Genomic DNA, 24,144 nt, shown 5'->3' with positions numbered 1-24,144 from the left:
TTAGGGAACGAAGCCTTTCGGCACCCCGAATGGCGGGGAGTCCACGCTGGTTCCCGTCAGTGCGTTGAGGAATGCCACGAGCTTTGTGATTTCAGCGTCCGACAGTTGCAGCGGGGTAATGTCAATCTTGCTGCGCTGCCGGTCCATCTCGAACCGGTCTTCCCAGACGACGAAATCGGCTTTGTGCAACCACGGAACCTCGGGCAACGCAGCCATATCACGATTCCATTTCGACAGGCTGTTTTCGGGGTTCAGGTGATGGCGGATCATACTTTCGAGGTCGGGGAAAGCTCCGTTATGACCATAGGGTGCCGTCAAGGCCACGTTGCGCAACATCGGCGTGCGAAAGCGATAGGCGTCCTCCAGCCGGTCGCTTTCCCCCATGCGGCCAACGTCACGCACGTAGGGGTCCCATTGCCGCGTGCGGCCCGGCCCAAAAGGGGGCAGGGCCAAGGCGTGAAATTTCTGATCAGACATCAGCGGGCCGGAGTGGCAAGAGGCGCAATTCGCCTTGCCGTAGAACAGGTCCATCCCGTCTTTCTGCTCCACCGTCAGGGCCGTCGCGTCGCCTGCCAAATACTGATCGAACGCGCTGTCGGTGCTGCGCCATTCAACCGCCATGAACGCGGCCAAGGCGTTGGCGATTTGGGTGATGGTGATGTCCTCGGTCGTGTTGACCTCATCAAAAGCGGCGACCATGGCCAGGCCATAGCGCGGATCGGTGCGCACGCGCTTGGCAAGGATCGGCCAGCCCAGATCAATCCGGTCGGCAACCGCTCCGGTCACTTGATTTTCGCCGACATTGCCGGCCATCTCGAATTGCGATGTCAGGGGAAACAGCGCCTGCGCAGCCAGCAGCGAGTTCAGCCCTTCGGGCAGCCATTCCTGCGCCGGAGAGTTAAACCCGTTGCCGTAAACGTCCGAGATACTCAGGCGGCCATCGTGGAATAGGATATGAAGGTCGCGCGCGCCAAGGTTCCACAGCCCCGGCGAATTACGGGGGATGCGTTTGCGGATCCTGTCATCTCCTATGCCGGGCGTGCGGTCCGGTCCCAGACCCTGTCCGCCTTCACCAATACCCAGCGATAACCCGTCCGAGGTGCCGAAATCAGGATGATGGCAGTGGGCACAGGAAATGTTCTGGTTGCCCGACAGAATGGGGTCGTAAAACAGTTGATGACCGATAGCGGCCTGTTCCATATCAAAGGGAATAAAGTCATCCTCGGTCAGCGGGCGCGGCAAATCCTGAGCCGCAGCCGCTCCGACGAAAAGGAAGAAAACCCCATGCGCCAGCTTGTATTTGCCCTTTGCCTTTTTGCGACCTCCGCGCTGGCCGAATTGGAACAAGCGCGCGACATGATGGAAGCGGGTGAATTTGAGGCCGCGCGCGAAGAACTGCTGCCAGCCGCGCGCTCTGGCAATGCCGAGGCCGAAGAACTGATCGGCGTGATGTACGGCCTTGGGCTGGGGGTCGAGCAGGATTACGAGCGGGCGTTTGACTGGTATCTGCGCGCGTCGATGAAGGGGCATCCCGGGGCGCAGTCGGGTGTCGGCTGGTATTACGAGCTGGGTCTGGGCATGCCCGCGCCCGATCTGGTGCGGGCCTATATGTGGTACACGCTCAGTGCCATTGGCGGTGATCCCGACGCGGCGATCAGCCTTGAGGAAGTGGTCAAGAAAATGTCGCCGGAGCAGATTGAAAGGGCGCATGTGCTGGTGAATGATTACAAAGGGTGGATGTACCCGTTTCGGTAAGGGCCGGACGCAGCGCCCGGCCCCTTTCGCTTAGTTCAGATCCGCATCGCGAGAGGCGTTGATATCAGCCTCAGCCGCAGCAACCGCTTCGGTCAGGGCGGTGAACACCTCGTCCCCGCGGGCCACGTTGGACTGGAACCAGTCATAGACCGGCGTTGCGGCCTCTTTGAACGCAGCTTTCTGGTCGGGTGTCGGCACATAGAGATCCCCGCCACCGGCGACGAAATCTTCATAGGCCTGGATCGACTTGCGCTTGGGCGAGGCAAAGGTCGCTTGCTGCAGCGCATAGAACCCGTCGACCACCACGCGGCGCATGTCCTCGGGCATCTCCTGGAATTTGGCGTTGTTCATCCACCACAGCGCGCCCATATAGGCGTGGCCGTCCAGTGTGACGTATTGCAGACCGGCATCGGGGAATTTCATCCCCATGATGTCGGTGATCCCGTTCTTGGACCCCTCAACCACACCGGTCTGGAAGCTGGTGAACAGTTCAGGCCATGGGATCGGGGTGGGCGATGCACCCAGCGCCTTGACCAGCTCTTGCGGCAGGTCGGCGACCACGGTGCGGATTTTCAGACCTTCCATATCGGCAGGCTCAGCGATGCGACGCTGAGTGTTGGCGAAGTTGCGCCAGCCGCCGGTGTTGCCGATGGTCATCAGACGGATCGCGCCGCCGGAATCCTCAAGCGCCATGTCGCGGACTTTGCGGGTAAAATCGCCCGACAGCACATGCTCGGCCACGCGGTCATCGGCCATCAGATAGGGCAGGTCCAGAACCTGCACGTAGGGGAAGATGCCCGACGCGCCGCCCGAGGTCGAAATATAGATGTCGATCGTACCGTCAGCCACGCCTTGCAGGCACTCGGCCCCGTTCGAGCACAGCTGCGTGCCGATGAACAGCTCGACTTCGATGGCGCCGTTCGATGCGGCCTCGACGTAGTTTTTGAAGACGATCAAACCATCATAGTCTTCGTCGTTTTCGTTCGAGTTCGCTGTGGCGCGCAGGGTGTAATCAGCGGCGGTGGCGGCAAGTGCGGATGCGGCCAGCACCGAGGTGGCCACCGCAGCGGTTTTGATGAAGTCTCTGAGCATTCGTTTCCTCCCTGTGATACTCAGTTCAGTTTGCAAATCCCGTTATCCTCGGGATCGTCATGGATAGTGCGGGGACATAGGTGATCAGGAAGATCACTATGATTTCGACAGCCAGAAACGGCAGGATCGCCTTGGCAATGGTTTCGACCTTTTCGCGCGATACGGCGGCGGCCACGAACAGCACCAGCCCCATGGGCGGAGTGGCCAGGCCGACGGTGAGGTTGACGCTCATGATAATAGCAAAATGGATCGGGTCCACGCCGAGGCTGGTAAAGATCGGGCCAAGGATGGGGCCAAGAATGATAATTGCCGGGCCTGCATCCAGAAACATGCCCACGACAAACAGCAACAGGTTGATCAGGAACAGCAGGATCAGCGGGTTTTCTGACAAGCCAAGGATCAGCGCCGCCAATTGTTCAGGCGCATGGCTAAGGCTGACCACGGTCTTGAATGCCATCGCCGCGCCCACCAGCAGCAAAACCACGGCCGAGGTCAGACCCGCATTGCTCAGGATCTCGGGCACTTCTTTCAGGGTCAGCGTGCGCAGAACGAAGAAGCCGATGATAAAGGCATAGCCCACAGCGACCGCAGCAGCCTCGGTCGGAGTGAAAATGCCGCCGAGGATGCCGCCCAGAATGATGACAGGGGTCAGCAGCGGGAAGAACGCTTTGAGGCTGGCTTGACGACGCTCGCCCCACGTGTATTTGCGGCTGGCGACGGGGAAGTCGTATTTGTCGGCCATCACCTTGATCATCAGCATCAGGCCGACGCCGACCATGACACCCGGAACAATGCCCGCAAGAAACAAGGCGGCCACGCTTTCACCCATCACATAGGCATAGATGATCATGATGCCCGAGGGCGGAATGATTGGCCCGATCACCGAACTGGCCGCCGTGATCGCAGCGGCGAAGCGGCGGGTATAGCCCTGTTTCTCCATCGCCGGGATCAGCATAGACCCCAGTGCCGAGGTGTCAGCGACCGCCGAGCCCGACAGGCCAGCAAACAGAATGGAACTCAGGACATTCACATGGGCCAGACCGCCGCGCAGGTGCCCCATCAGGGCCTGAGAGAACTCGACCAGACGAATGGTGATGCCGCCACGGTTCATCAGCTCTCCGGCCAGCATGAAGAAGGGAATGGCCATCAACGGGAAGCTGTCCATACCGTTATAGACGTTCCGGTACAGCAGCGTGATGTCGGCGGTCTGACCGTTCAGCCACAGCAGAATGCCGGGCGCGGCCAAAAGTGCGAAAAAGACCGGCAGGCCGATCATCAGGAAAATCAGGAAGGTGGGCAGGAACCAGATCAGCATCTATTCAGCCCCCACCGGTGCATCTGCGATTTCGGGCAGCAAGTCCCCACCGCCCATCATCTTAACGATCGACCGCAGGATAAGCTCGATATTGACGACCAGCAAAAGGATGACCCCCACCAGCAACGATGCCATCATCCAGCTGCGCGGGACGCGGTACCACTCGTCAAACCCCAGCGAGGTCGGAACATAGAGAGCCGCCGTGGCGAAGCGGCCGCCAAAACCCGTGACCTCGGACCAGCCGATATTCACTGCGACGGCCAACACCACCAGCGAGACGAAGAGCAGAAACAGCATTAACACCTGCCCAAGCACGCGCGGCAGCATCATGGGCAGCATATCAATCGCCACAAACCCGCCGCGCCGGAACGCGGTGGGGGCCATCAGCCCGGTCATCCATAACATGCAAAATCGGGCGGCTTCGTCCGGCCAGGGCAGGGCATTGCCTAAAACGTATCGGAAGAACACCTGAATCAGGATTGCGATCACCATCAATGCAATCGCAACGACACCAACCGCGCGGCCCAAACGCAGCACGGTTTCGTTCACGAATGCAATCGGCGCAAGCGCCGTTGCCAGTCCGCCCATGCGGATCCTCCCTTGTTCAGCCGCAGGTTTGTCCCGCGGTCGTCAAATCGCGCCTAGTGCTGCGCGAATTGGCCGAGTTTCCCGGCGTAAAAGGTCAGCGCGTCTCCGTCCGCCATGCTGACTTTCAGGACTTTGCCCACCACGATCACGTGATCGCCTGCATCGTGATAGGCGTGCTGTTCGCACTCAAACCGCGCCAGACAATCCGGCAGCAGAGGTGTTCCGTTCCCGCAGCGGTCGTGGTCGATATCCCGCAGGGCGAATGCGTCTTTCGAGCAGCCAAAACACAGATCGGCCTGTTCCGACGATAGCACGTGCACGCTGAAATGGCGTGCCTTGTGGAAATAGGGGAACCGGCGCGAATTGCGGTCGCCTGCCCACATCACCAGCGGGGGGTCCAGCGACAGCGATGAAAAGCTGTTGGCGGTGATGCAGACCGGACCATCGTCGCTGTCGCAGGTGACAATGGTGACGCCGGTTGCAAACTTGCCGAAAGCGTCCCGCAGGGTGCGGGTGTCGTCCTTGTGTGGGATGAAAGTGTGGGTCATGTCCTTTGAGATTGCGTTCATCATGGTACCTCATGCCCCAGCGCCGCCTCGTACAGGCGGAACCAGCTTTCGCGATCCAGATTTACTTTCAATGCGTCCGAAAGGGTTTTGATCCGGCCCAGATTGTTCGTGCCCATCACCGGTAGGATTCCTGCCGGATGCGCTAGCAAGAAGGCAACGGCCACCGCCGCGCGATCTACGCCGAATTCAGCTGCAATCTCATCGGCCACGACACCGACCGGAGGGTTTCCGGCCATCAGCAACCCGCCCCCCAGCGGAGACCATGCCATAACGTGCTGGCCGTGCTGTTGATGAAAGGCCAGATCGCCATTGGTGAAAGGGCTTATCTGACCCAGAGACAGCTCGATCTGGTTGGTGACCAGCGGCGTCTTCATCGCCGATTGCAGCAGACTCCAGTCCCAGGGACGGAAGTTCGACACGCCGACTGCGCGCACCTTGCCGCTGGCGACCACTTCGTCCAGCGCAGCGCCGGTTTCATGGTGGTCCATGAACGGATCAGGACGGTGGATCAGCAACAGGTCTATGTGGTCGATGGCCATCTCGGCCAAAGAGGTTTCGACCGATTTCAGGATATGCGCGCGCGACGTGTCGTAGTACTTGACCTTCGCGTCCGAATACCGTCCGCAAGGCGCGACGATATCGCATTTGGTGACGATCTCCATCTTTGACCGCAGGGACGGGTTGGCGCGCAGGGCGGCACCCAGAATGCCTTCGGCCGTGTAGTCGCCGTAGATATCCGCCTGATCGAAACTGGTGATCCCCTGATCCAGACAGGCTTGTATCTTGGCCTCGACATGCGCGGCCGAGGTGTCATCGTCATCCCCGATGCGCCACATGCCATATACAATGCGGCTCAGTTCCAGCGTGTCGGATAGTTTCACACGGTGCATCAGCGACGAACTCCATTGCCCAGCGGGGTCGCCGGGGTCTTTGCAGGCACGCGCCCGTATTCTTCGGGCAGCGAGCAGGTTTTCAGATTGGGTAGGACGCGGGCCCCGAAATGGCGGGCCTCATCCATGTGAGGATAGCCTGAGAAGATGAAAGCGCGGATGCCCATCTTCTGGTATTCTTCGATCTTGGACATCACCTGATCGGTCGACCCGACCAAAGCCGCGCCACAGCCGGATCGCGCGCGGCCAACGCCGGTCCAAAGGCCGGGTTCGACATAGCCATACTCATCCGCCAGATCGCGGTTCTTGGCCTGATGCGCCACGCCCAGAGAGGTCGAATCCAACGCCCGTTCCCGGATCGCACGGCCATATTCGTCATCCAGCTTCGAGACGATGTAATCCGCATATTCCTGCGCTTCAGCCTCGGTATCGCGGACGATCATGTGAACGCGCAGACCGTAATCCAGCGTGCGGTTGTAGTTTTCAGCCACGGCGTGGACGGCCTTCATCCGCTCGGCCAGTTGATCCTTGGTTTCGGGCCACATCAGGTAGACGTCGCAATGCTCGCCACACAGGTCCAACGCGGACGGTGAATACCCTCCGAAATACAGCAGCGGACCGCCGGTCTGATAGGGCTTTGCCGGGTCAGTGGTCAGGCCAGAGAAGTTATAAACCTCACCCGCATGGTTGATCTCATCCTGTGTCCAGGCTTGCTTGAGGATCTCGACCACCTCGCGGGACCGCTGATAGCGGAACGCGCTGTCGTCCTTTTCGCCGGGGAAATCGGACGAGATGATGTTCACCGTCAGCCGCCCTTGCAGCATGTGATCCAGCGTTGCAATTGTACGCGCCAGCATGATCGGCTGCATCTCACCGCAACGCACAGCGGCCAGCAGGTTGATACGGTCGGTGATCGGCGCGCAGCCAGCCACGAAACTCAGCGTGTCCTGACCGACCTGATAGGAAGACGGGCACAGGATGTTGCGGAACCCTTGCGCCTCGGCCTCGCGTACGATGCCGGAGCAGTGCTCCCAACTCGACCGCAGGTCACCATCCGGGACACCCAGAAACTGATAATCGTCCGAGCACAACGCGGCGAACCACGAAACCTCGGCCGCATCCAGATCGGGGGATGTGATGGGGACGATGGTCATTTGATTCGTTCTCCGTGCATCTTTTGACTTTCCTCTTGCGTAGCAATCACTTTGATGTAGATCAATAGTGTATCAATTTTTTCCGCGACTCGGTGAAGCACCCCGAAAATGACTGCCAACAGCCGCAACCCCAACGCGCTGCCGATCTATGTGCAGATCGCCGAGCTTCTGATCCGCGACATCGCCGCGGGTCGGCTGATCGATGGTGAGCGTTTGCCGCCCGAACGGGACATGGCGGCGAACCTCAATGTTTCGGTCGGGACGCTGCGAAAATCGCTGGCGGAGCTTGAGAAAAAAGGGATGTTGGAACGTATCCAAGGCTCGGGCAATTACATCCGCGAGACCGGGACGCAAAACAGCGTTTATGCGATGTTCCGGCTGGAACTGCCCGAGGGCGGGGGCCTGCCGCGCGCGGATATCCTGTCGGTCGATCATCTGGAAAAGCCCTCTGATCTGCCGGAATTCGGGACTTCGAGCAAGGGGTCGCGAGTGCGCCGGATGCGCTATTTGAATGACACAATCATCGCGGTCGAGGAAATCTGGCTGGATGAGTCCGCCGGAAAGGTCGATCAGACGCTGCTGTCGGATTCGCTTTATCGCTATTACCAACAGCAGCTTGGGTTCTGGATCACGCGGGCCGAGGATCGGGTTTCGGTCCGTGCGCTGCCCAAGTGGACGCCCGAGACCTTCACCAAACCCGCTGGCGCAATGGCCGGTTATATTGAGCGGTTCAGTTGGTCCGAGGGGCCAGAACCGGTCGAGTTTTCAAAAACGTGGTTCGACCCGGATCGGGCCACCTATGTCCAACGTCTGAAGTAGAAGGAAACGCGCATGACCCGGACCATCCATTACGGGCTGATCGGTTGCGGCATGATGGGGCAGGAACACCTGCACAATATCGCGTTGCTGGACGGCGCGCGCGTCTCGGCGATTTATGAGCCCGACGCCGCGATGGTCAAAGCGGCGCAGACGATTGTGCCGGATGCGCAGATGGTGGGTTCGGTCGAAGATCTGCTGGCCGTGGGCGATCTGGATTGCATCGTGATTGCCAGCCCTAATCATTTGCACGTGGATCAGATTGAACAGATTGCGCGGGTGCGACCCTTGCCTTTGCTGGTCGAGAAACCTCTGTTCACCGATCCTGCGGATGCATCGCGGCTTGACGCCATCCAGCGCGACTACCCTCATCCGATCTGGGTGGCGATGGAGTATCGCTATATGCCGCCCATCGCAGCCTTGATTGAAGGGGCGCAGGTGACTGGCGGCGTCAAAATGCTGACCATCAAGGAGCACCGCTTTCCCTTTCTGGAAAAGGTCGGCAACTGGAACCGCTTCAACCGCAATACGGGCGGTACTTTTGTCGAGAAATGCTGTCACTTCTTCGACCTCATGCGCCTGATCCTGCAATCGGATCCGGTGCGCGTGACGGCCAGCGGAGGGCAGGCCGTCAATCATTTGGACGAGGCGTATGACGGAGAAACACCCGACATTCTGGACCACGGCTATGTCATGGTCGATTTCGCCTCGGGCGCGCGTGCGATGCTGGAGCTGTGCATGTTCGCCGAAGGCGCGCGGTATCAGGAGGAGATCTCGGCCGTCGGACCAGACGCCAAGATTGAAGCACTGGTGCCCGGACCGGGCCGCTTCTGGCCCGAGCATCTTGGTGATGCACCGGTGCCGCAACTGATCGTCAGCCCGCGCCATCCCAAAGGTCCGGTTGCCAAGGATATCCCGGTCGATCCAACGCTATTGGCCGCAGGTGACCATAACGGGTCTACTTTCTATCAGCATCAAGGGTTCCTAGCCGTCCTGCGGGGCGACAAACCCGCCCCCGAGGTGACTCTGCAGGACGGGATGTGGGCTGTGCGCATGGGTCTCGCCGCGCAAAAGGCGCTGGAGACCGGAGAGGCGGTTCGGTTCTAGAACTACTGAGCGGCCTCTTTCTGATGTGCTGACGCCAGCAGGCTCGCCAGTTCCGGGCGGCATGAACCGCAATTCGTTCCGGCCTGCAACGCCTCGCCAATGGCTTCGACGGTCATCAGTCCTTTGGTCTCAATAGCGGTGAGGATGGTATTCACACCGACGTCGAAACAGGAACACAGAACCGGGCCGGGATCGGGCCGGTCTGCAGGTGCGCGACCTGAAAGCAGGTCGGGCACCTGTGGCAGAGTCGCCAGATAGTCGCGCATCACCGCCACAGGCTCGGGCGAAATGAACAGGGCAGCGACCAATCGTCCGTCTTCGTGAAACGCCAGCCGCGCCATGCCGCGCGCTGGGTCTTCGACGATCGTTATCTGTGCCTCGGGCAATCCGAAAAGATCACCCGCGGCGATTTGCCAGTCATCTATTCTATCCAACCCGGCCAGCTCGGCGCGATAGCCGAGTTTTGTGGGGGTCTGCGCCCAATATTCGCACGAAGGCCGCATTTCGCGATCTGACACCGCAAACCCGTACCATTTGGCGTTCAACCGGGTGACGTTCACCACGGACGCTTTGCTTTCGGGCTGTCCCGAAACCGGGTCCGTCGCCGCAGCAACCACGGCGTCGATCCGGGCCGCAGGGGCGGTTTCTCCGGTCCAGTGGATCGGCGCAAAGACCTGACCCCGCGTGACATCGCTGGTGATCCGCGCCCGCAGGATGGATGTTCCATGCGGGCTGCGGACCTGTACCAGATCGGCGGAGTTTATCCCATTGTCGTGCGCATCATCAGGATGAATGTCCAAAAACGGCTCGGGCAGGTGCGCGGACAGACGCGCGGACAGACCGGTACGGGTCATCGTGTGCCACTGATCGCGCAGCCGCCCGGTGTTGAGCCAGAACGGATAGCGCGGTTCAGTTTTGGCCGCAGGCGCGCGCCATTTGACCGGCAGCAGCCGCGCCTTGCCGTCGGGGTGATAGAATTGCCCATCCGCAAAGAACCGTCCGCCCTGCCGTGTGGCCGAGACGGGCCAGCGTGTCGGCTCCAGAGCGTCATACCCCGCCGCATCCAGATCGCTGAGGCCCGAGATATCGAAATCGCGCCCGAACTTGGCGGCCACACCCGACAGGGTTGCGTATTCGCGGAAAATCTCTCCGGGTGTTTGATAGTCAAAGGCCGAGGGCCAGCCCATCCGCCGTCCGACCTCGGCCAGAACGTCCCAATCCGCGCGCGCTTGTCCCGGTGCAGGCAGGACCGAGCGCTGGCGGCTGATCGTGCGGTCGGAATTGGTGACAGTGCCATCTTTCTCGGCCCAGGCGGCGGCGGGCAGCAGCACGTCGGCCAGCCGCGCCGTATCGGTGCGCGCGGTGATGTCCGAGACCACGGTGAACGGGCAGGCCGCGATGGCGTCGCGCACCGCGTCGGCCTCGGGCATCGACACCACTGGGTTCGTATGGATCACCCACAGCGCCTTGACGCGCCCGTCGCCCACGGCGCGGAACAGGTCCACGGCCTTGAGGCCCGGGGCCTCGGGCATGGTCGGGGCCGACCAGAAATCGCGCACGGCGGCGCGATGATCGGCGTTTTCGATATCCAGATGGCAGGCGAGCATATTGGCCAGCCCGCCGACCTCGCGCCCACCCATCGCGTTGGGTTGACCGGTAACCGACAGAGGTCCGCAGCCGGGCTTGCCGATGCGCCCCGTGGCCAGATGGCAGTTCAGGATGGCGTTGACCTTGTCACTGCCCGCGCTGGATTGGTTCACGCCCTGACTGAAGATCGTCACGACCTTTTCAGTCTCCATCCACATCTGACAGAACTGCTCGATATCGTCGGGGTTGAGCCCGGTGACCGACACATCATCGGCCAGCGCACTGTCCAGCGCCTCGTGGATGCCGGTGGTGTGGGTCAGGAAATCGGTGTCCACCAGCCCGGCGGCGTCGATCTGCGTCAGCAGGTGGTTGAACAAGGCCACATCGCTGCCCGCTGCCAGCGGCAGGTGCAGATCGGCGCTGTCACAGGACGCGGTGCGGCGCGGGTCGATCACGATGATCCTGGTGCCGCGCGCCTGCCGCGCCGCCATCAGGCGCTGATACAGAACCGGGTGGCACCAGGCCAGATTGGACCCGACCAGCACGACCAGATCGGCCTCGTCCAGATCCTCATAGGTGCCGGGCACGGTGTCGGTGCCAAAGGCGCGTTTGTGGCCGGCGACCGTCGAGGCCATGCACAGCCGCGAATTCGTGTCGATATTGGCCGAGCCGATGAAGCCTTTCATCAGCTTGTTGGCGACATAGTAATCCTCGGTCAGCAACTGGCCCGAGACATAAAAGGCGACCGAATCCGGCCCGTGTTCTGCTATGGTCTCGCGAAACCGGTCGGCGACCCGTTGCAGCGCGTCGTCCCAGCCGGTCTCTTCGCCCGCAACCACGGGCGACAACAGCCGTTGCGACAGACCCACCGTTTCGGCCAAAGCCGAGCCTTTGGAACACAGCCGCCCCTGATTGGCCGGGTGATCCGGGTCACCGGTGACGGTCAGGCCACCCGCGCCATCCGGCTGCAGCAAAATACCGCAACCCACCCCGCAATAAGGACAGGTCGAGCGCGTGGCACAGGCACTCAGGTCTTTCACGCGGCGCTCCTTTGCCCCAAGGAGGTGCTGTCGAGCAGGATACGCTCGCCGTCCAACTGCACTGGATAGGTAGCGATCTGGCCTTCATCCGCGCCTTGGGCCTGACCTGAGTTCAGGTCGAACACCCAGTTGTGCAGCGGGCAGGTGACGGACTGGCCGTGCACGATGCCTTCGGACAGAGGACCGCCCTTATGGGGGCAGGTGTCGGATGCGGCAAAGACCTCATCCTTGGCGGTGCGGAACAGGGCGATGCAGCCCACGGGCGTTTTCACCACGCGCGCGCCGCGCAGGGGGATGTCGTCGATATGTCCGATGTCGATCCAGCTCATTCTGCGGCCTCCAATGTCAGATCGGCCATGGGCGCAAAGCGCGGGGCCTCTTTGGCCTGCTCGGCCCATGGGTCTTTGCGATAGATGGATTGGCTGAGTTCAAACCGCTCAACCAGCGCGCGCCGGTTGTCGAGGTCATCCACCACGGTTTCCTTGATCCAGTCGAGGCCGACCTTCGCCATCCATTTATACAGACGGTCCAGATACTTGCCGCCCTCGCGATAGGCCTGGGTGACGGCCATCACGACCTCAATCGCTTCGTCTTCGGTGGGGACCTGCACCAGTAGTTCGGTTTCCTTGACGTCCATGCCCGCCGCGCCGCCGATGCTGATCTGGAACCCTGAGTCCACGCAGACCACACCGATATCCTTGCAGGTCGCCTCGGCGCAGTTGCGCGGGCAGCCCGAGACCGCCAGCTTCAGCTTGTGCGGTGTCCAAGAACCCCACAGGATTTTTTCAAGCTTCACGCCGAGGCCGGTGCTGTCCTGCGTCCCGAACCGGCAGTGATCGGTGCCGACACAGGTTTTCACCGTGCGCAAACCCTTGGAATACGCGTGGCCCGAGACCAGCCCGGCCTTGTTCAGATCGGACCAGATATAGGGCAGGTCGGACCCTTTCACGCCCAGGAGGTCGATGCGCTGACCGCCGGTGACTTTGACCGTGGGCACATCGTATTTCTCGGCCGCGTCAGCAATGGCCCGCAGTTCCGCCGGGTTGGTGATGCCGCCCCACATACGGGGCACGACGCTGAACGTGCCGTCCTTCTGGATGTTGGCGTGTTTGCGTTCGTTGACGAAATGGCTTTGTGGATCGTCCTGATATTCCACCGGCCAGTCGGCCAGCAGGTAATAGTTCACAGCCGGGCGGCAGACATGGCAACCGTTCAGGGTTTTCCAACCAAGCTCCTGCCAGACGGCCTCCTGACTTTTCAACTCCTGCGATTTGATCAGGCGGCGAACGTCTTCGTGGGTCAGGTCACAGCAGCCGCAGATCGGCTGAGCAGTGGGCATCTGGAAGTCATCGCCCAGTGTGACCTGCAGCAATTGCTCGACCAGTCCGGTGCACGTCCCGCAAGAGGCACTGGCCTTGGTGGTCGCCCGGATCGCGCCCAGATCGGTTGCGCCATCTGCAATGGCAGCGGTGATGTCGGATTTGCAAACGCCGTTGCAGCCGCAGATTTCCGCCTCAGGCGGCAATGCTGCAACGGCTGAGAGAGGGTCCGCAGAGCCGCCCCCCTGATAGGCCGGGCCGAAGATCAGCGTCTCGCGCATCTCGGACACGTCCTCGCCATCGCGGATCAGGCCATAGAACCAGTTGCTGTCGCCGGTGTCGCCATACATGACCGCGCCGACCAGCTTGTCACCTTCCAGCACCAGCCGTTTATAGACGCCGCGCGCGGGGTCTCGGAACACGATGTCCTCGCGGGTCTCGCCCTCGGCAAAGTCGCCTGCGCTGAACAGATCGCAGCCGGTGACCTTCAGTTTGGTCGAGAGCGAGCGCTGTTTGAACGCCGCATCCTCGCCCAGCAGGGTCTGGGCCAGCACTTTCGCCTGATCGTAAAGCGGCGCGACAAGGCCAAAGACCTCGCCCTGATGTTCGACGCATTCGCCAACGGCGAAGATATCGGCGTCCGAGGTGATCATCTGATCGTCCACATGGATGCCCCGACCCACGGCAAGGCCCGTTTCCTGCGCCAGCGCGGTGTTGGGGCGGATGCCCACTGCCATCACCAGCAGGTCGCAGGGAAGTTCAGAGCCGTCCTCCAACAGCAGCGCCCGGGCCTTGCCATCCTTGCCTGCGATCTCGGTCGATTTGGCATTCAGCAGAACCGTGATGCCTTTTTCTTCCAGCGATTTCTTGAGCAGATACCCTGCGGCAGGGTCCAGCTGACGCTCCATCAGGTGACCCACGATATGCACCACGGTCACCTCGGCCCCGCGTGCGGCCATGCCTGCGGCGGCCTCAAGCCCCAGCAAGCCGCCGCCGATCACGACGACCTTGTTGCCCGCGCCCATGCCCATCATCTGTTCGGTGTCTTCCAGATCGCGATAGGCGATCACGCCGTCCAGATCATGCCCCGGCATCGGGATCATGAACGGGTTCGACCCGGTGCCGAAGATCAGCTTGTCATAGGCCACATCGCCATTTTCGCCGCGCACAACCTTGGCGGTGCGGTCAATTTCGGTGACTTTCTCACCAAACCGGCAGGTGATGCCACGCTTGGCGTACCAGGCGTCGTCATGGGTGACGATCTCTTCATAGGTCTGATCGCCTGCCAGAACCGGGCTCAACATGATGCGGTTGTAGTTCCCGCGCGGCTCGGCGTTGAACAGGGTGATGTCGAACGCATCGGGGGCTGCGTCGGTCAGGTGCTCCAGCACCCGGCCCGAGGCCATGCCGGCTCCGATGACTACCAGTTTCTGTTTCATGTCAGTCACTCCGCAGCGATGGCTTTGGGGGCAGGGGATTTGGGCTTGGGTTTGGCCCCGTGTTCGTATTCCTCAAGGAAATCCAAAACCTCTTGCCGGTATTCATAGTAATCAGGGTGGGCCAGCAGCGCCTTGCGGGTACGCGGGCGCGGCAGGTCGACATTGGTGATCTTGCCGATTGTGGCCTGTGGGCCGTTGGTCATCATGACCACGCGGTCGGCCAGAAGGATCGCCTCGTCCACATCATGCGTCACGCAGATGGTGGTGACTTTGGTCCGCGACCAGACCTCCATCAGAACCTCCTGCAGTTCCCACCGGGTGAGGCTGTCGAGCATCCCGAAGGGCTCATCCAGCAGCAACAGTTTCGGCGACAGGGCAAAGGCGCGGGCGATGCCCACACGTTGGCGCATCCCGTTCGACATATCAGCGGCGGATTTGTCCATCGCGTCAGCCAAACCGACCCGTTCAAGGTAATATTCCACCACATCCTGCCGCTCGGCCTGGCTGGCGCGCGGATAGACGCGGTCCACACCGACCGAGACGTTTTCTTTGGCGGTCAGCCAAGGGAACAGCGAAGGCGACTGGAACACCACGGCGCGTTCCGGGTCCGCGCCTTCGACGTGGCGGCCATCCAGCTTGATCGCACCCTTGGAGATTTCGTTCAGACCGGCGGCCATGGTCAGCACCGTGGACTTGCCACAGCCCGAGTGACCGATCAGCGAGATGAATTCGCCCCGGTTGAGCTTGAGGTTGAAATCCTCGACCACGGTCAGCGGGCCTTTGGGCGTGGGATAGACCTTGTGCAACTGGCTGAAATCCAGATAGCGGTCTTCGATCAGACCTGATTGCGCCTCTTTCACCGCTGCCGGGACACCGTGGATCGGGGTGACGTCGGGCAGGGTCTTGGTGCCTTCGACCTTGGCCTCGATCCCCACATCCATCAGGTATTTCGTGACCTCGCCACGCAGCGCCTTGAACGTCTCATCATGGTTCATGGCGGACCGATCACGAGGGCGGGGGATCGAGACCTTGAACTCGGTCCCCAGCGTGCCATCGGGGTTCAGCGGGATGATACGGTCGGCCAGCAGGATCGCCTCGTCCACGTCATTGGTGATCAGGACACAAGTCTTGCGGTTCTCTTCCCAGATCTTTTCGATCTCTTCCGCCAGATTGCCCCGGGTCAGCGCGTCCAGCGCCGAAAGGGGTTCGTCCAGCAGCAGAACCTCGGGGTCCATGGCCAGAGCACGGGCCACGTTCACCCGCTGGCGCATCCCGCCGGACAATTCGGCGGGGCGGCGACCGGCGGCGTGGCTCAGGCCGACCATGCGGATGTAGTGTGCAACCTTTTCCTCTTTCTCGGCCTTGGGCATCTTGGGGAAAACCGCGTCCACGGCCAGCCGCACATTGCCCGTCACCGTCAGCCACGGCATCAGCGAGTAGTTCTGAAAGATCACCCCCCGTTCGGGCGCGGGGCCGGTGATGGCTTTGTCGCGAAAGGAGACGCAGCCTTTGGTGGGAAACTCGATCCCCGCCATCAGGTTGATCAGCGTGGTCTTGCCGGTACCGGAAAAGCCCAGCAGTACCACGAATTCACCTTCCTGAACCGAGAGGTTGATGTCTTTCAGCACATCCGTCGCAGCGGTGCCGGTGCCAAAAGACTTGCTGACATTCTTGAAGTCGATCACAGCCATATGGGTCACCGGTTGTTCGAGAAGGTAAACAGCGACTGCAGCGCATACATCACGCGGTCCAGCAGGAAGCCGATGATGCCGATGGTGAAGACAGCCACCATGATCTTGGCGAGCGAGCTGGAGGAGCCGTTCTGGAACTCGTCCCACACGAACTTGCCCAGACCGGGGTTCTGCGCCAGCATCTCAGCCGCGATCAGGACCATCCAACCGACGCCCAGCGACAGACGCAGGCCGGTAAAGATCAGCGGCAGAGCTGAAGGCAGCACCAGCTTGGTGATCTTGGTGTAGGTGTTCATTTTCAGAACCTTGGAGACGTTCACCAAGTCTTTGTCGATCGACGCGACCCCCAGCGAGGTGTTGATCAGCGTTGGCCACAGCGAACACAGCGTCACGGTGATGGCCGAGATCAGGAAGGATTTCGCGAACCAACCGTCATTGGTGACGTAAACGGCCGAGACGATCATGGTCACAATCGGCAGCCAGGCCAGCGGCGAGACCGGTTTGAAAATCTGGATCAGCGGATTCAGCGCCGCATTTGCGGTGGGCGATAGGCCCGCAGCGATGCCCAGCGGAACCGCGACGATAGTGGCGATCAGAAAGCCGAAGAACACGGTTTTGATCGAGGTCCATATCTGGTTGTAGTAGCTTGGCGCGCCGGTATAGGCGACCTCTTTGACTTTTTCGGGCTGACCTGCGTTGATGAACTTCTGGTTGCGCTTTTCAACCATCGCTTCGAACTTGGCCTTTTTGGCGGCCTTGGCCTGCGCGTCCTGATGCAGGCTGACAGCCTCGGACCAAACCTGCGCCGGTCCGGGGACTGCGCCCAGCGAGGTCTGCACCTTGGGGGCCAACGTGCCCCACATCAGAAGGAAGGCGAAGATGGCCAGCAGCGGCACCACCAGCAGGCGCCAGATTTCGCCCATCTGGGCGCGTGGGTTGTCACCTGCACCGGCCTTCAGGATGGGGGTGATCCAGGCCAGGCCCAAAACCTGAAACCATTTGTCGGCGGCGTTGATCCGAGTGAACAGGCGGGCGCGGCGGGCCTCGCGTTCAGCATCAGCGGATAGCGTATCGTGGTCGATGGCTGTCATCTTGCGGTCTCCTGGCCCGGACGTTCAGCGCCGGGCGGGGGTGAAATTCTGTTTCGGAGGGAGACCCCGGCCAATTGGGCCGGGGCCGAGGGGGTTAGCCCTGTACTTCGGTGCCAACGACGACCTGCTCGCCTTTCAGGCCAATCGGCAGGCTTTGCAGATAGGCGTTGGGCTGGCGGGCGTCATAGGGAATGCCGTCGATGATATCCTCGGCGGGCGTGGGAGCCTTGTAGCCGTCGCTGTCCCAGGGGAAGTCGGCCTCATTCGCCAGACCTTCGTCCACCAGCATCCGGGCGGCGTCCAGATAGATGTCCGGGCGATAGACGGACTTGGCGACCTCGTCATACCACGCGTCGGTCTGCGGTTCGGCGATCTGGCCCCAGCGGCGCATCTGGGTCAGGTACCAGATGGCGTCCGAATAGAACGGGTAGGTCGCGTTATAGCGGAAGAACACGTTGAAATCGGGCACTTCACGCTTGTCGCCCTTTTCATATTCGAACGTGCCGGTCATCGAGTTCGCGATCACGTCGTAATCAGCACCCACATATTCCGGCTGGCTCAGCATCTCGACCGCAGCGGGGCGGTTGGCGTTGTCGTTTTCATCCAGCCACATCGCAGCGCGGATCAGGGCTTTGGTGACGGCGCGGGTGGTGTTGGGGTACTGCTCGGCGAACTCGGCATTGATGCCAAAGACTTTTTCGGGGTTGTTCTTCCACAGCTCATAATCGGTGATGACCGGCACGCCGATGCCTTTGAACACGGCCTGCTGGTTCCACGGCTCACCTACGCAATAGCCATAGATGGTGCCCGCTTCCAACGTGGCCGGCATCTGCGGCGGAGGCGTCACCGACAGGAACACATCCGCGCCGATCTGGCCAGTCACGTTCTCGGGGCTGTAGTATCCGGGGTGCAGGCCACCCGCCGCCAGCCAGTAGCGCAGTTCGTAGTTGTGGGTCGAAACCGGGAAAACCATGCCCATGTTAAAGGGCTTGCCTTCGGATTTGTATTTCTCGACCACCGGCGCCAGAGCCTCGGCCGAAATCGGGTGCTGCGGGCGGCCATCGTCCATTTTCGGGATGTTGGGCTTCATCTCTTCCCAGACCTCGTTCGACACGGTGATGCCGTTGCCGTTCAGGTCCATCGAGAAGGGGGTGATGATATGCGCTTCGGTGCCGTAGCCGATGGTTGCAGCCAGCGGCTGACCGGCCAGCATGTGCGCGCCGTCCAACTGTCCGTCGATCACACCGTCCAGCAGTACTTTCCAGTTGGCCTGCGCTTCGAGCGTGACGAACAGGCCCTCATCCAGAAAATACCCGTTCTCATAGGCCACGGCCAGCGGGGCCATGTCCGTCAGTTTGATAAAGCCAAAGGTCAGCTCGTCCTTCTCCAGCTCCAGCGTTTCTGCCAACGCGGGGCTGATCAGGGCGGTGGTGGCGACAAGGCCTGCAAGCAATTTCTTCATGTGGGTCTGTCCCTTTCTTGGTCCCGGTCAACCGGGTGGGTAAAAAACAAAAGCCGCTGCACGCTCTGGCCGGGAGGAGGTGACCAGAGAGTGAGCGGCTTTGCTCAGTCGTTCCCAAACTTTGGGAGGAATTCTTGCGGCACACGCCTTTGCGTGCCGATGGGTTCAGAGTGGTAAATGCGCCGTTGCCGATCAAGCGATTTTGCTGCAACGCGGCGTTAAATGCTGCAATCGCGCGGTGCTGCGCGCGTGTCTGCTTAATTCTTGGGCGTCAGATATCCTGAGGGTCAAAAATGCGCCCATCCAAGAACGCATCCCGCTTTAGCGACAGCTGCCCGTTATGGGAGGCAACGGGCGTTGTTTCGCGAATCGCGCCCTCCAGCTTTTCCGAAGCACCGGGCAGATCGGCTCCTAATCCTGCCATCTGATCGCGGTAGATATCGCTGCGAAACACGCTGCCCGCTTGGGCCAGCGCCAGATGCGGGTCCAGATCATACCGATGGGCCAGGCGGTGGGCGATCCACTTGGCCTGACTGCGCCACGGGAAATTCGCGGCCCCGTCGTGGAATTCGACAAATCCCGGCACCTCGCGCTGTTCGGCGTGGCCTGTGATGGTAAAGCGCCCCGAGAGCGCCCGGTCGATCAGTTCCGAAGGCAGGTTCAGATAGGTGTCTCGTGCAAGGATTTCGGCGGCGGCGGTGTGGCTGCCGGGTTGGCCCAGCCAGCGTCCAGCGCGCCAGACGGCACGCATCAGCTTGCCCAGCAGGTGCGGCTCGGTATCCGCCCAGTCGGTGCGCACGGCCAGCACCTTTTCCGGCGCAAAGGACCAGATCGCCTGACCGGGCAGTAACAAAGCACCCGCCTGTGATTCCACAGCGACCGAACCCCAGGGTTCGCCCACGCAGAACGCATCCACATCGCCCTCGGCCAAAGCCTGCGCCATCAGCGGCGGCGGGATGGTGCGCACCTCGACCCCGATCTTGGACAGTTCGGTGGCCTCAAGCCAGCAATGCAACAGTTCCACATGCAGCGAAAACGGGAAGGGCACGCCAAAGACCAAGGGTCCATCGGCGACTGAGGCCAGCGCAGCGGCGGCCTTGAACGGATCGCGGAAGTCGAACTCATAGCCTGCGTCGCGCAGGCGGGTTTCCAAAGCGCGGCTGACGCCAATCACGTCGCCATTCACTGACAGGACTGATACGGCGGACAAGGGTTGTGTCACCCCGCCCAGCCCCAAGGCCATGGCAACAGGGACCGGTGACAGCAGGTGTGCCGCATCCACCCGTCCAAAGGCCAGCATATCGCGCACCGACGACCATGAGGGCGCGGCGATCAGGTCCAGCTCGACCCCTTCGGCGCGGGCCAGGCCCATCTCATGCGCCACGATCAAGGGGGCGGCGTCCACCAGCGGAACATAGGCAACGGGCAGGGTGACAGCGTTCATGACAACAGCCCCGAGGCCGTGACCAGCGCCTCGGCCACGTCGGCGACGCGTCGGCCCTGATCCATCGCGGCCTTGCGCAGCAGGGCGTAAGCCTCTTCTTCTTCAACCCCGCGCGCCTTCATCAGCAGGCCCTTGGCGCGGTCAATCACCTTGCGTTCTTCCAGCGCACGTTTGGTCTCGGCCAGTTCGCGGCGCATCTGGCGCACGATCTGGAACCGCGCGATGGCCGCATCCAGCACTGGTTTCAGCCGATCGGGCTGCATCCCGTCGACCACATAGGCCGACAGCCCGGCCTCGATCGCGGTTGACGCTAAATCTCCCGCGGCGCCCGAGACGAACATGGCCACGGGCCGTTCCAGTGGGCCGGAGGCAAGCGTCAGTTCCTCAAGCATGTCACGGGTCGGGTTGTCGATGTCGATCAGCACCACATCCGGAATCAAGGCGGCGATCTTGCGCGCAAGACTCGAGACGTTGCCGATCACGTGCACATCATAAGCCCCGGACGCCCGAAGGGCATCAACGATGGCAATTGCACGCTCGCGGTCTTCTTCTACTACGACAATGGTCAGGGTGTCTGGCATGGCACCTTTTCACCGGGGGGCTGCGCGATCTCAAGAGTTCGGTGGCTTTTCCGTCGGGACGCGAGACTGAGTGCCTAAAAAACAGTCAACCCCGCCGCGTGAATGTTCATGGCGCGCAAATCTTTTCGCCTATCGGAAACCTATGACCGTGTGTGGGGTGAAAAGTGATGTCGTTTTTCGGCATTCAAACGTCTTTTCTGCTTGCTGCACTGCCGAGGGGTTTCTAGGTGTGGCGGCGGGACACCCCTCCCCAACGAGGGGCGTGTATCTGGAAGGGTAATACACATGAGCACCAATACACCGGCGACGCGGCCGGCGAATCCGCGTTTTTCCTCTGGCCCCTGCGCCAAACCCCCCACATTTGAGCTGAACAAGCTGGCCGACGCCGCGCTGGGCCGGTCTCACCGCGCTGCCGTGGGCAAGGACAAGCTGAAAGCGGCCATCGAAGGCACGCGTGAGGTTCTGGGCATCCCGGCGGATTACAAGATCGGCATCGTTCCCGCCTCGGACACTGGCGCGGTCGAGATGGCGCTGTGGTCGCTGGTGGGCGAACGCAAGGTCGAGATGCTGGCCTGGGAAAGCTTTGGTGCCGGTTGGGTCACCGATGTGGTCAAACAGCTGAAGATCGACGCCGAGGTGAAGACTGCCGACTACGGACAGATCGTCGATCTGGCCTCGGTCGATTTCGCCAATGACGTGGTGTTTACGTGGAACGGCACGACCTCGGGCGTGCGGGTGCCTAACGGCGACTGGATCGCGGATGACCGTCAGGGTCTGACGATCTGTGATGCGACTTCGGCTGCCTTTGCGATGGACCTGCCGTGGGACAAGCTGGATGTGACTACGTTCAGCTGGCAAAAGGTGCTGGGTGGTGAGGCCGCGCATGGCATGCTGATCCTTAGCCCGCGCGCGGTGGAACGGCTGGAAAGTTACACCCCCGCATGGCCGCTACCCAAGATTTTCCGTCTGACCAAAGGCGGCAAGCTGATCGACGGTATTTTCACCGGGGCCACGATCAACACGCCCTCGATGCTGGCGGTTGAGGATTATCTGTTCGCTCTGGACTGGGCGCGCTCGGTTGGTGGGCTGCAGGGGCTGATCGCCCGCGCCGATGCCAATGCCGGTGCGGTGCATGCGTTTTGTGATCAGAATGACTGGATCGCCAATCTGGCCGAGGATGCGGCGACGCAATCGAACACGTCTGTGTGCCTCAAATTCACCGATCCGCGCATTCAGGATGGCGCGACATTTGCCAAGGCCGTGGCCAAACGGCTGGAGGCCGAGAACATCGCGCTGGATATCGGTGCCTATCGCGACGCGCCTGCCGGCCTGCGCATCTGGTGCGGCGGCACGGTTGAGACCGCGGATATTCAGGCCATGCTGCCCTGGCTGGCCTGGGCCTTTGAGGCCGAGATCGCCGCGCAAACGGCCGCCGCCTGACAAGATTTTTCGACGAAATATCCGGGCCCGCCTGTGGCCCGGACCTTTCCCCAAAATTCAAGGACCAGAGATATGGCCCCCAAAGTACTCGTATCTGACAAGCTCAGTGAAACCGCCGTGCAGATCTTTCGCGATCGCGGCATCGACGTGGATTTCATGCCCGATCTGGGCAAGGACAAAGACAAGCTGGCCGAACTGATCGGCCAGTATGACGGCCTTGCGATCCGTTCCGCCACAAAGGTCACGCCGACCCTGTTGGAGAAAGCCGACAATCTGAAAGTCATCGGTCGCGCCGGGATCGGCACCGACAATGTCGACAAGGAAGCGGCCAGCAAAAAGGGCGTGATCGTGATGAACACGCCGTTTGGCAACATGATCACCACCGCCGAACATGCCATTGCAATGATGTTCGCCGTGGCGCGGCAAATCCCCGAGGCCAGCACCTCGACCCATGCGGGTAAGTGGGAAAAGTCCAAATTCATGGGGATTGAGCTGACCAACAAGACCCTCGGCGTCATTGGTGCAGGCAATATCGGCGGCATCGTTTGCGAGCGCGCGCTGGGCCTGAAGATGAAGGTCATGGCCTATGACCCGTTCCTGAGCGAAGAGAAAGCCGCCAAGATGGGCGTCGAAAAGGTCGAGTTGGACGATCTGCTGGCCCGCGCCGATTTCATCACCCTGCACGTGCCGCTGACCGATCAGACCCGCAACATCCTGAGCCGCGAGAATCTGGCGAAAACCAAGCCGGGCGTGCGCATCGTCAACTGTGCCCGTGGCGGTCTGGTCGATGAAGACGCGCTGGCCGAGATGCTGCAATCAGGCCATGTGGCCGGTGCGGCCTTTGACGTGTTCAGCGAGGAGCCGGCCAAGGAAAACGCTCTGTTCAACCTGCCCAACGTCGTCTGCACGCCGCATCTGGGTGCGGCCACGACCGAGGCGCAGGAAAACGTTGCCCTGCAAGTGGCCGAGCAGATCTCGAACTACTTGCTGACCGGGGCGGTTGAGAACGCGCTGAACATGCCCAGCGTGACCGCCGAAGAGGCCAAGGTCATGGGGCCGTGGATCAAGCTGGCCGGTCATCTGGGCAGCTTTATCGGCCAGATGACGGATGAGCCGATCAAGGCGATCAACATCCTTTATGATGGGGTCGCAGCCGAGATGAACCTGGCTGCGCTGAATTGTGCTGCCGTTGCGGGGATCATGAAAAAGGTCAATCCTGATGTGAACATGGTGTCTGCGCCCGTGATCGCGAAAGAGCGTGGGATCAATATCTCGACCACCAATCAGGACAAATCCGGCGCGTTCGAAGGCTATATCAAGGTCACCGTGGTGACGGACAAGCGGGAGCGTTCGATCGGTGGCACGGTGTTCAGCGATGGCAAGCCGCGTTTCATCCAGATCAAGGGCATCAATATCGACGCCGAGGTCGGGGCGCATATGCTCTATACCACCAACGAAGACGTGCCGGGCATCATTGGTGCGCTGGGTCAGACCATGGGCGAGAATGACGTGAATATCGCGAACTTTACCCTTGGTCGGTCTGAGGCCGGCGGCGAGGCGATCGCGCTGCTTTATGTGGATGAACCCGTTCCAGCAGAGGCTCGAGCCAAACTGGCTGAGACAGGGTTGTTCACGCAAATCAAACCGCTGGAATTCGACGTAGTCTAACGGGCAGTGTTGAATTTCTGAGACAATCCCAACCCGCGCCACTTAAGGCGCGGGTATTTTCTATGCGAGGGACAATTTTAACGTCACAAGCAAAGT

General features: G+C 61.1%; 20 protein-coding genes. 5 read left to right on the top strand and 15 right to left on the bottom strand.

From position 1 onward, the window contains the following. Positions 1-1,242 (bottom strand): cytochrome c peroxidase, encoded by a 1,242-nt coding sequence (locus J7380_RS16795; protein WP_209196876.1) that lies wholly within the window; start codon positions 1,240-1,242, stop codon positions 1-3. A gap of 42 nt (positions 1,243-1,284) precedes the next feature. Here J7380_RS16795 and J7380_RS16790 point away from each other — a divergent pair, with 42 nt between their 5' ends. Continuing rightward, positions 1,285-1,755, top strand: a complete 471-nt coding sequence (locus J7380_RS16790; RefSeq protein WP_209196875.1) for a tetratricopeptide repeat protein — start codon at positions 1,285-1,287, stop codon at positions 1,753-1,755. A gap of 30 nt (positions 1,756-1,785) precedes the next feature. Here the strand turns inward: J7380_RS16790 and dctP are convergent, their stop codons facing one another. Genes dctP through J7380_RS16760 form a run of 6 tightly spaced genes read right to left on the bottom strand, consistent with a single transcriptional unit; the run spans position 1,786 to position 7,363 of the window. Further along, positions 1,786-2,847, bottom strand: coding sequence for a TRAP transporter substrate-binding protein DctP (gene dctP, locus J7380_RS16785; RefSeq protein WP_209196874.1), 1,062 nt, complete (start codon positions 2,845-2,847; stop codon positions 1,786-1,788). Positions 2,848-2,872: 25 nt separating this feature from the next. Continuing rightward, the gene (locus J7380_RS16780) at positions 2,873-4,162 is read right to left on the bottom strand and encodes a TRAP transporter large permease (RefSeq protein WP_209196873.1); all 1,290 of its coding nucleotides are present in this window, start codon (positions 4,160-4,162) and stop codon (positions 2,873-2,875) included. After that, the gene (locus tag J7380_RS16775) at positions 4,163-4,750 is read right to left on the bottom strand and encodes a TRAP transporter small permease subunit (protein WP_209196872.1); all 588 of its coding nucleotides are present in this window, start codon (positions 4,748-4,750) and stop codon (positions 4,163-4,165) included. It abuts the gene before it with no gap. Between the two features lie 53 nt (positions 4,751-4,803). Next, complete coding sequence (locus J7380_RS16770; RefSeq protein ID WP_209196871.1) at positions 4,804-5,319, bottom strand: flavin reductase family protein; 516 nt, start codon at positions 5,317-5,319, stop codon at positions 4,804-4,806. Further along, a complete protein-coding gene (locus J7380_RS16765) occupies positions 5,319-6,209 on the bottom strand; it encodes an aldo/keto reductase (protein WP_209196870.1) in 891 nt (296 codons plus the stop codon). Before J7380_RS16765 ends, J7380_RS16770 begins: the two co-directional genes overlap by 1 nt. Beyond that, positions 6,209-7,363 (bottom strand): LLM class flavin-dependent oxidoreductase, encoded by a 1,155-nt coding sequence (locus J7380_RS16760; protein ID WP_209196869.1) that lies wholly within the window; start codon positions 7,361-7,363, stop codon positions 6,209-6,211. Before J7380_RS16760 ends, J7380_RS16765 begins: the two co-directional genes overlap by 1 nt. Positions 7,364-7,471: 108 nt before the next feature. Here J7380_RS16760 and J7380_RS16755 point away from each other — a divergent pair, with 108 nt between their 5' ends. After that, complete coding sequence (locus J7380_RS16755) at positions 7,472-8,182, top strand: GntR family transcriptional regulator (protein WP_209196868.1); 711 nt, start codon at positions 7,472-7,474, stop codon at positions 8,180-8,182. Positions 8,183-8,194: 12 nt separating this feature from the next. After that, positions 8,195-9,286: a Gfo/Idh/MocA family oxidoreductase gene (locus J7380_RS16750; protein WP_209196867.1), complete on the top strand. Its 1,092-nt coding sequence runs from the start codon at positions 8,195-8,197 to the stop codon at positions 9,284-9,286. Between the two features lie 2 nt (positions 9,287-9,288). Here J7380_RS16750 and J7380_RS16745 read toward each other — a convergent pair whose 3' ends face one another. The 8 genes from J7380_RS16745 to J7380_RS16710 all read right to left on the bottom strand — a co-directional run bounded on the left by J7380_RS16745 (position 9,289) and on the right by J7380_RS16710 (position 20,940). Further along, positions 9,289-11,913, bottom strand: a complete 2,625-nt coding sequence (locus J7380_RS16745; RefSeq protein ID WP_209196866.1) for a nitrate reductase — start codon at positions 11,911-11,913, stop codon at positions 9,289-9,291. After that, a complete protein-coding gene (gene nirD, locus J7380_RS16740) occupies positions 11,910-12,242 on the bottom strand; it encodes a nitrite reductase small subunit NirD (RefSeq protein WP_170754709.1) in 333 nt (110 codons plus the stop codon). Before nirD ends, J7380_RS16745 begins: the two co-directional genes overlap by 4 nt. Then, positions 12,239-14,671 carry a nitrite reductase large subunit NirB gene (nirB, locus tag J7380_RS16735; protein ID WP_209196865.1) on the bottom strand — a complete coding sequence of 811 codons (2,433 nt, stop codon included), beginning with the start codon at positions 14,669-14,671 and terminating at the stop codon, positions 12,239-12,241. The genes nirD and nirB overlap by 4 nt, the downstream gene beginning before the upstream one ends. Positions 14,672-14,676: 5 nt before the next feature. Next, a complete protein-coding gene (locus J7380_RS16730; protein WP_209196864.1) occupies positions 14,677-16,362 on the bottom strand; it encodes an ABC transporter ATP-binding protein in 1,686 nt (561 codons plus the stop codon). A gap of 5 nt (positions 16,363-16,367) precedes the next feature. After that, a complete protein-coding gene (locus tag J7380_RS16725) occupies positions 16,368-17,453 on the bottom strand; it encodes an ABC transporter permease (RefSeq protein WP_209196863.1) in 1,086 nt (361 codons plus the stop codon). 94 nt (positions 17,454-17,547) lie between these two features. Next, the gene (locus J7380_RS16720; RefSeq protein WP_209196862.1) at positions 17,548-18,915 is read right to left on the bottom strand and encodes a CmpA/NrtA family ABC transporter substrate-binding protein; all 1,368 of its coding nucleotides are present in this window, start codon (positions 18,913-18,915) and stop codon (positions 17,548-17,550) included. 271 nt (positions 18,916-19,186) lie between these two features. Continuing rightward, positions 19,187-20,359, bottom strand: a complete 1,173-nt coding sequence (locus tag J7380_RS16715) for a CmpA/NrtA family ABC transporter substrate-binding protein (protein WP_209196861.1) — start codon at positions 20,357-20,359, stop codon at positions 19,187-19,189. Continuing rightward, positions 20,356-20,940 (bottom strand): ANTAR domain-containing protein, encoded by a 585-nt coding sequence (locus J7380_RS16710; RefSeq protein ID WP_170355467.1) that lies wholly within the window; start codon positions 20,938-20,940, stop codon positions 20,356-20,358. Before J7380_RS16710 ends, J7380_RS16715 begins: the two co-directional genes overlap by 4 nt. Positions 20,941-21,225: 285 nt before the next feature. Here J7380_RS16710 and J7380_RS16705 point away from each other — a divergent pair, with 285 nt between their 5' ends. Both J7380_RS16705 and serA read left to right on the top strand, forming a co-directional pair. Next, complete coding sequence (locus tag J7380_RS16705; protein ID WP_209196860.1) at positions 21,226-22,380, top strand: phosphoserine transaminase; 1,155 nt, start codon at positions 21,226-21,228, stop codon at positions 22,378-22,380. Positions 22,381-22,452: 72 nt separating this feature from the next. Next, positions 22,453-24,048: a phosphoglycerate dehydrogenase gene (gene serA / locus J7380_RS16700; protein ID WP_209196859.1), complete on the top strand. Its 1,596-nt coding sequence runs from the start codon at positions 22,453-22,455 to the stop codon at positions 24,046-24,048. Positions 24,049-24,144: the final 96 nt, after the last annotated feature.

Source organism: Ruegeria sp. R8_1, assembly GCF_017743815.1.
In the GTDB taxonomy this organism is placed as follows: domain Bacteria; phylum Pseudomonadota; class Alphaproteobacteria; order Rhodobacterales; family Rhodobacteraceae; genus Ruegeria; species Ruegeria lacuscaerulensis_A.
Note: the sequence above shows the minus strand (reverse complement) of the source record. Positions and strands in the feature narration are given on the sequence as shown.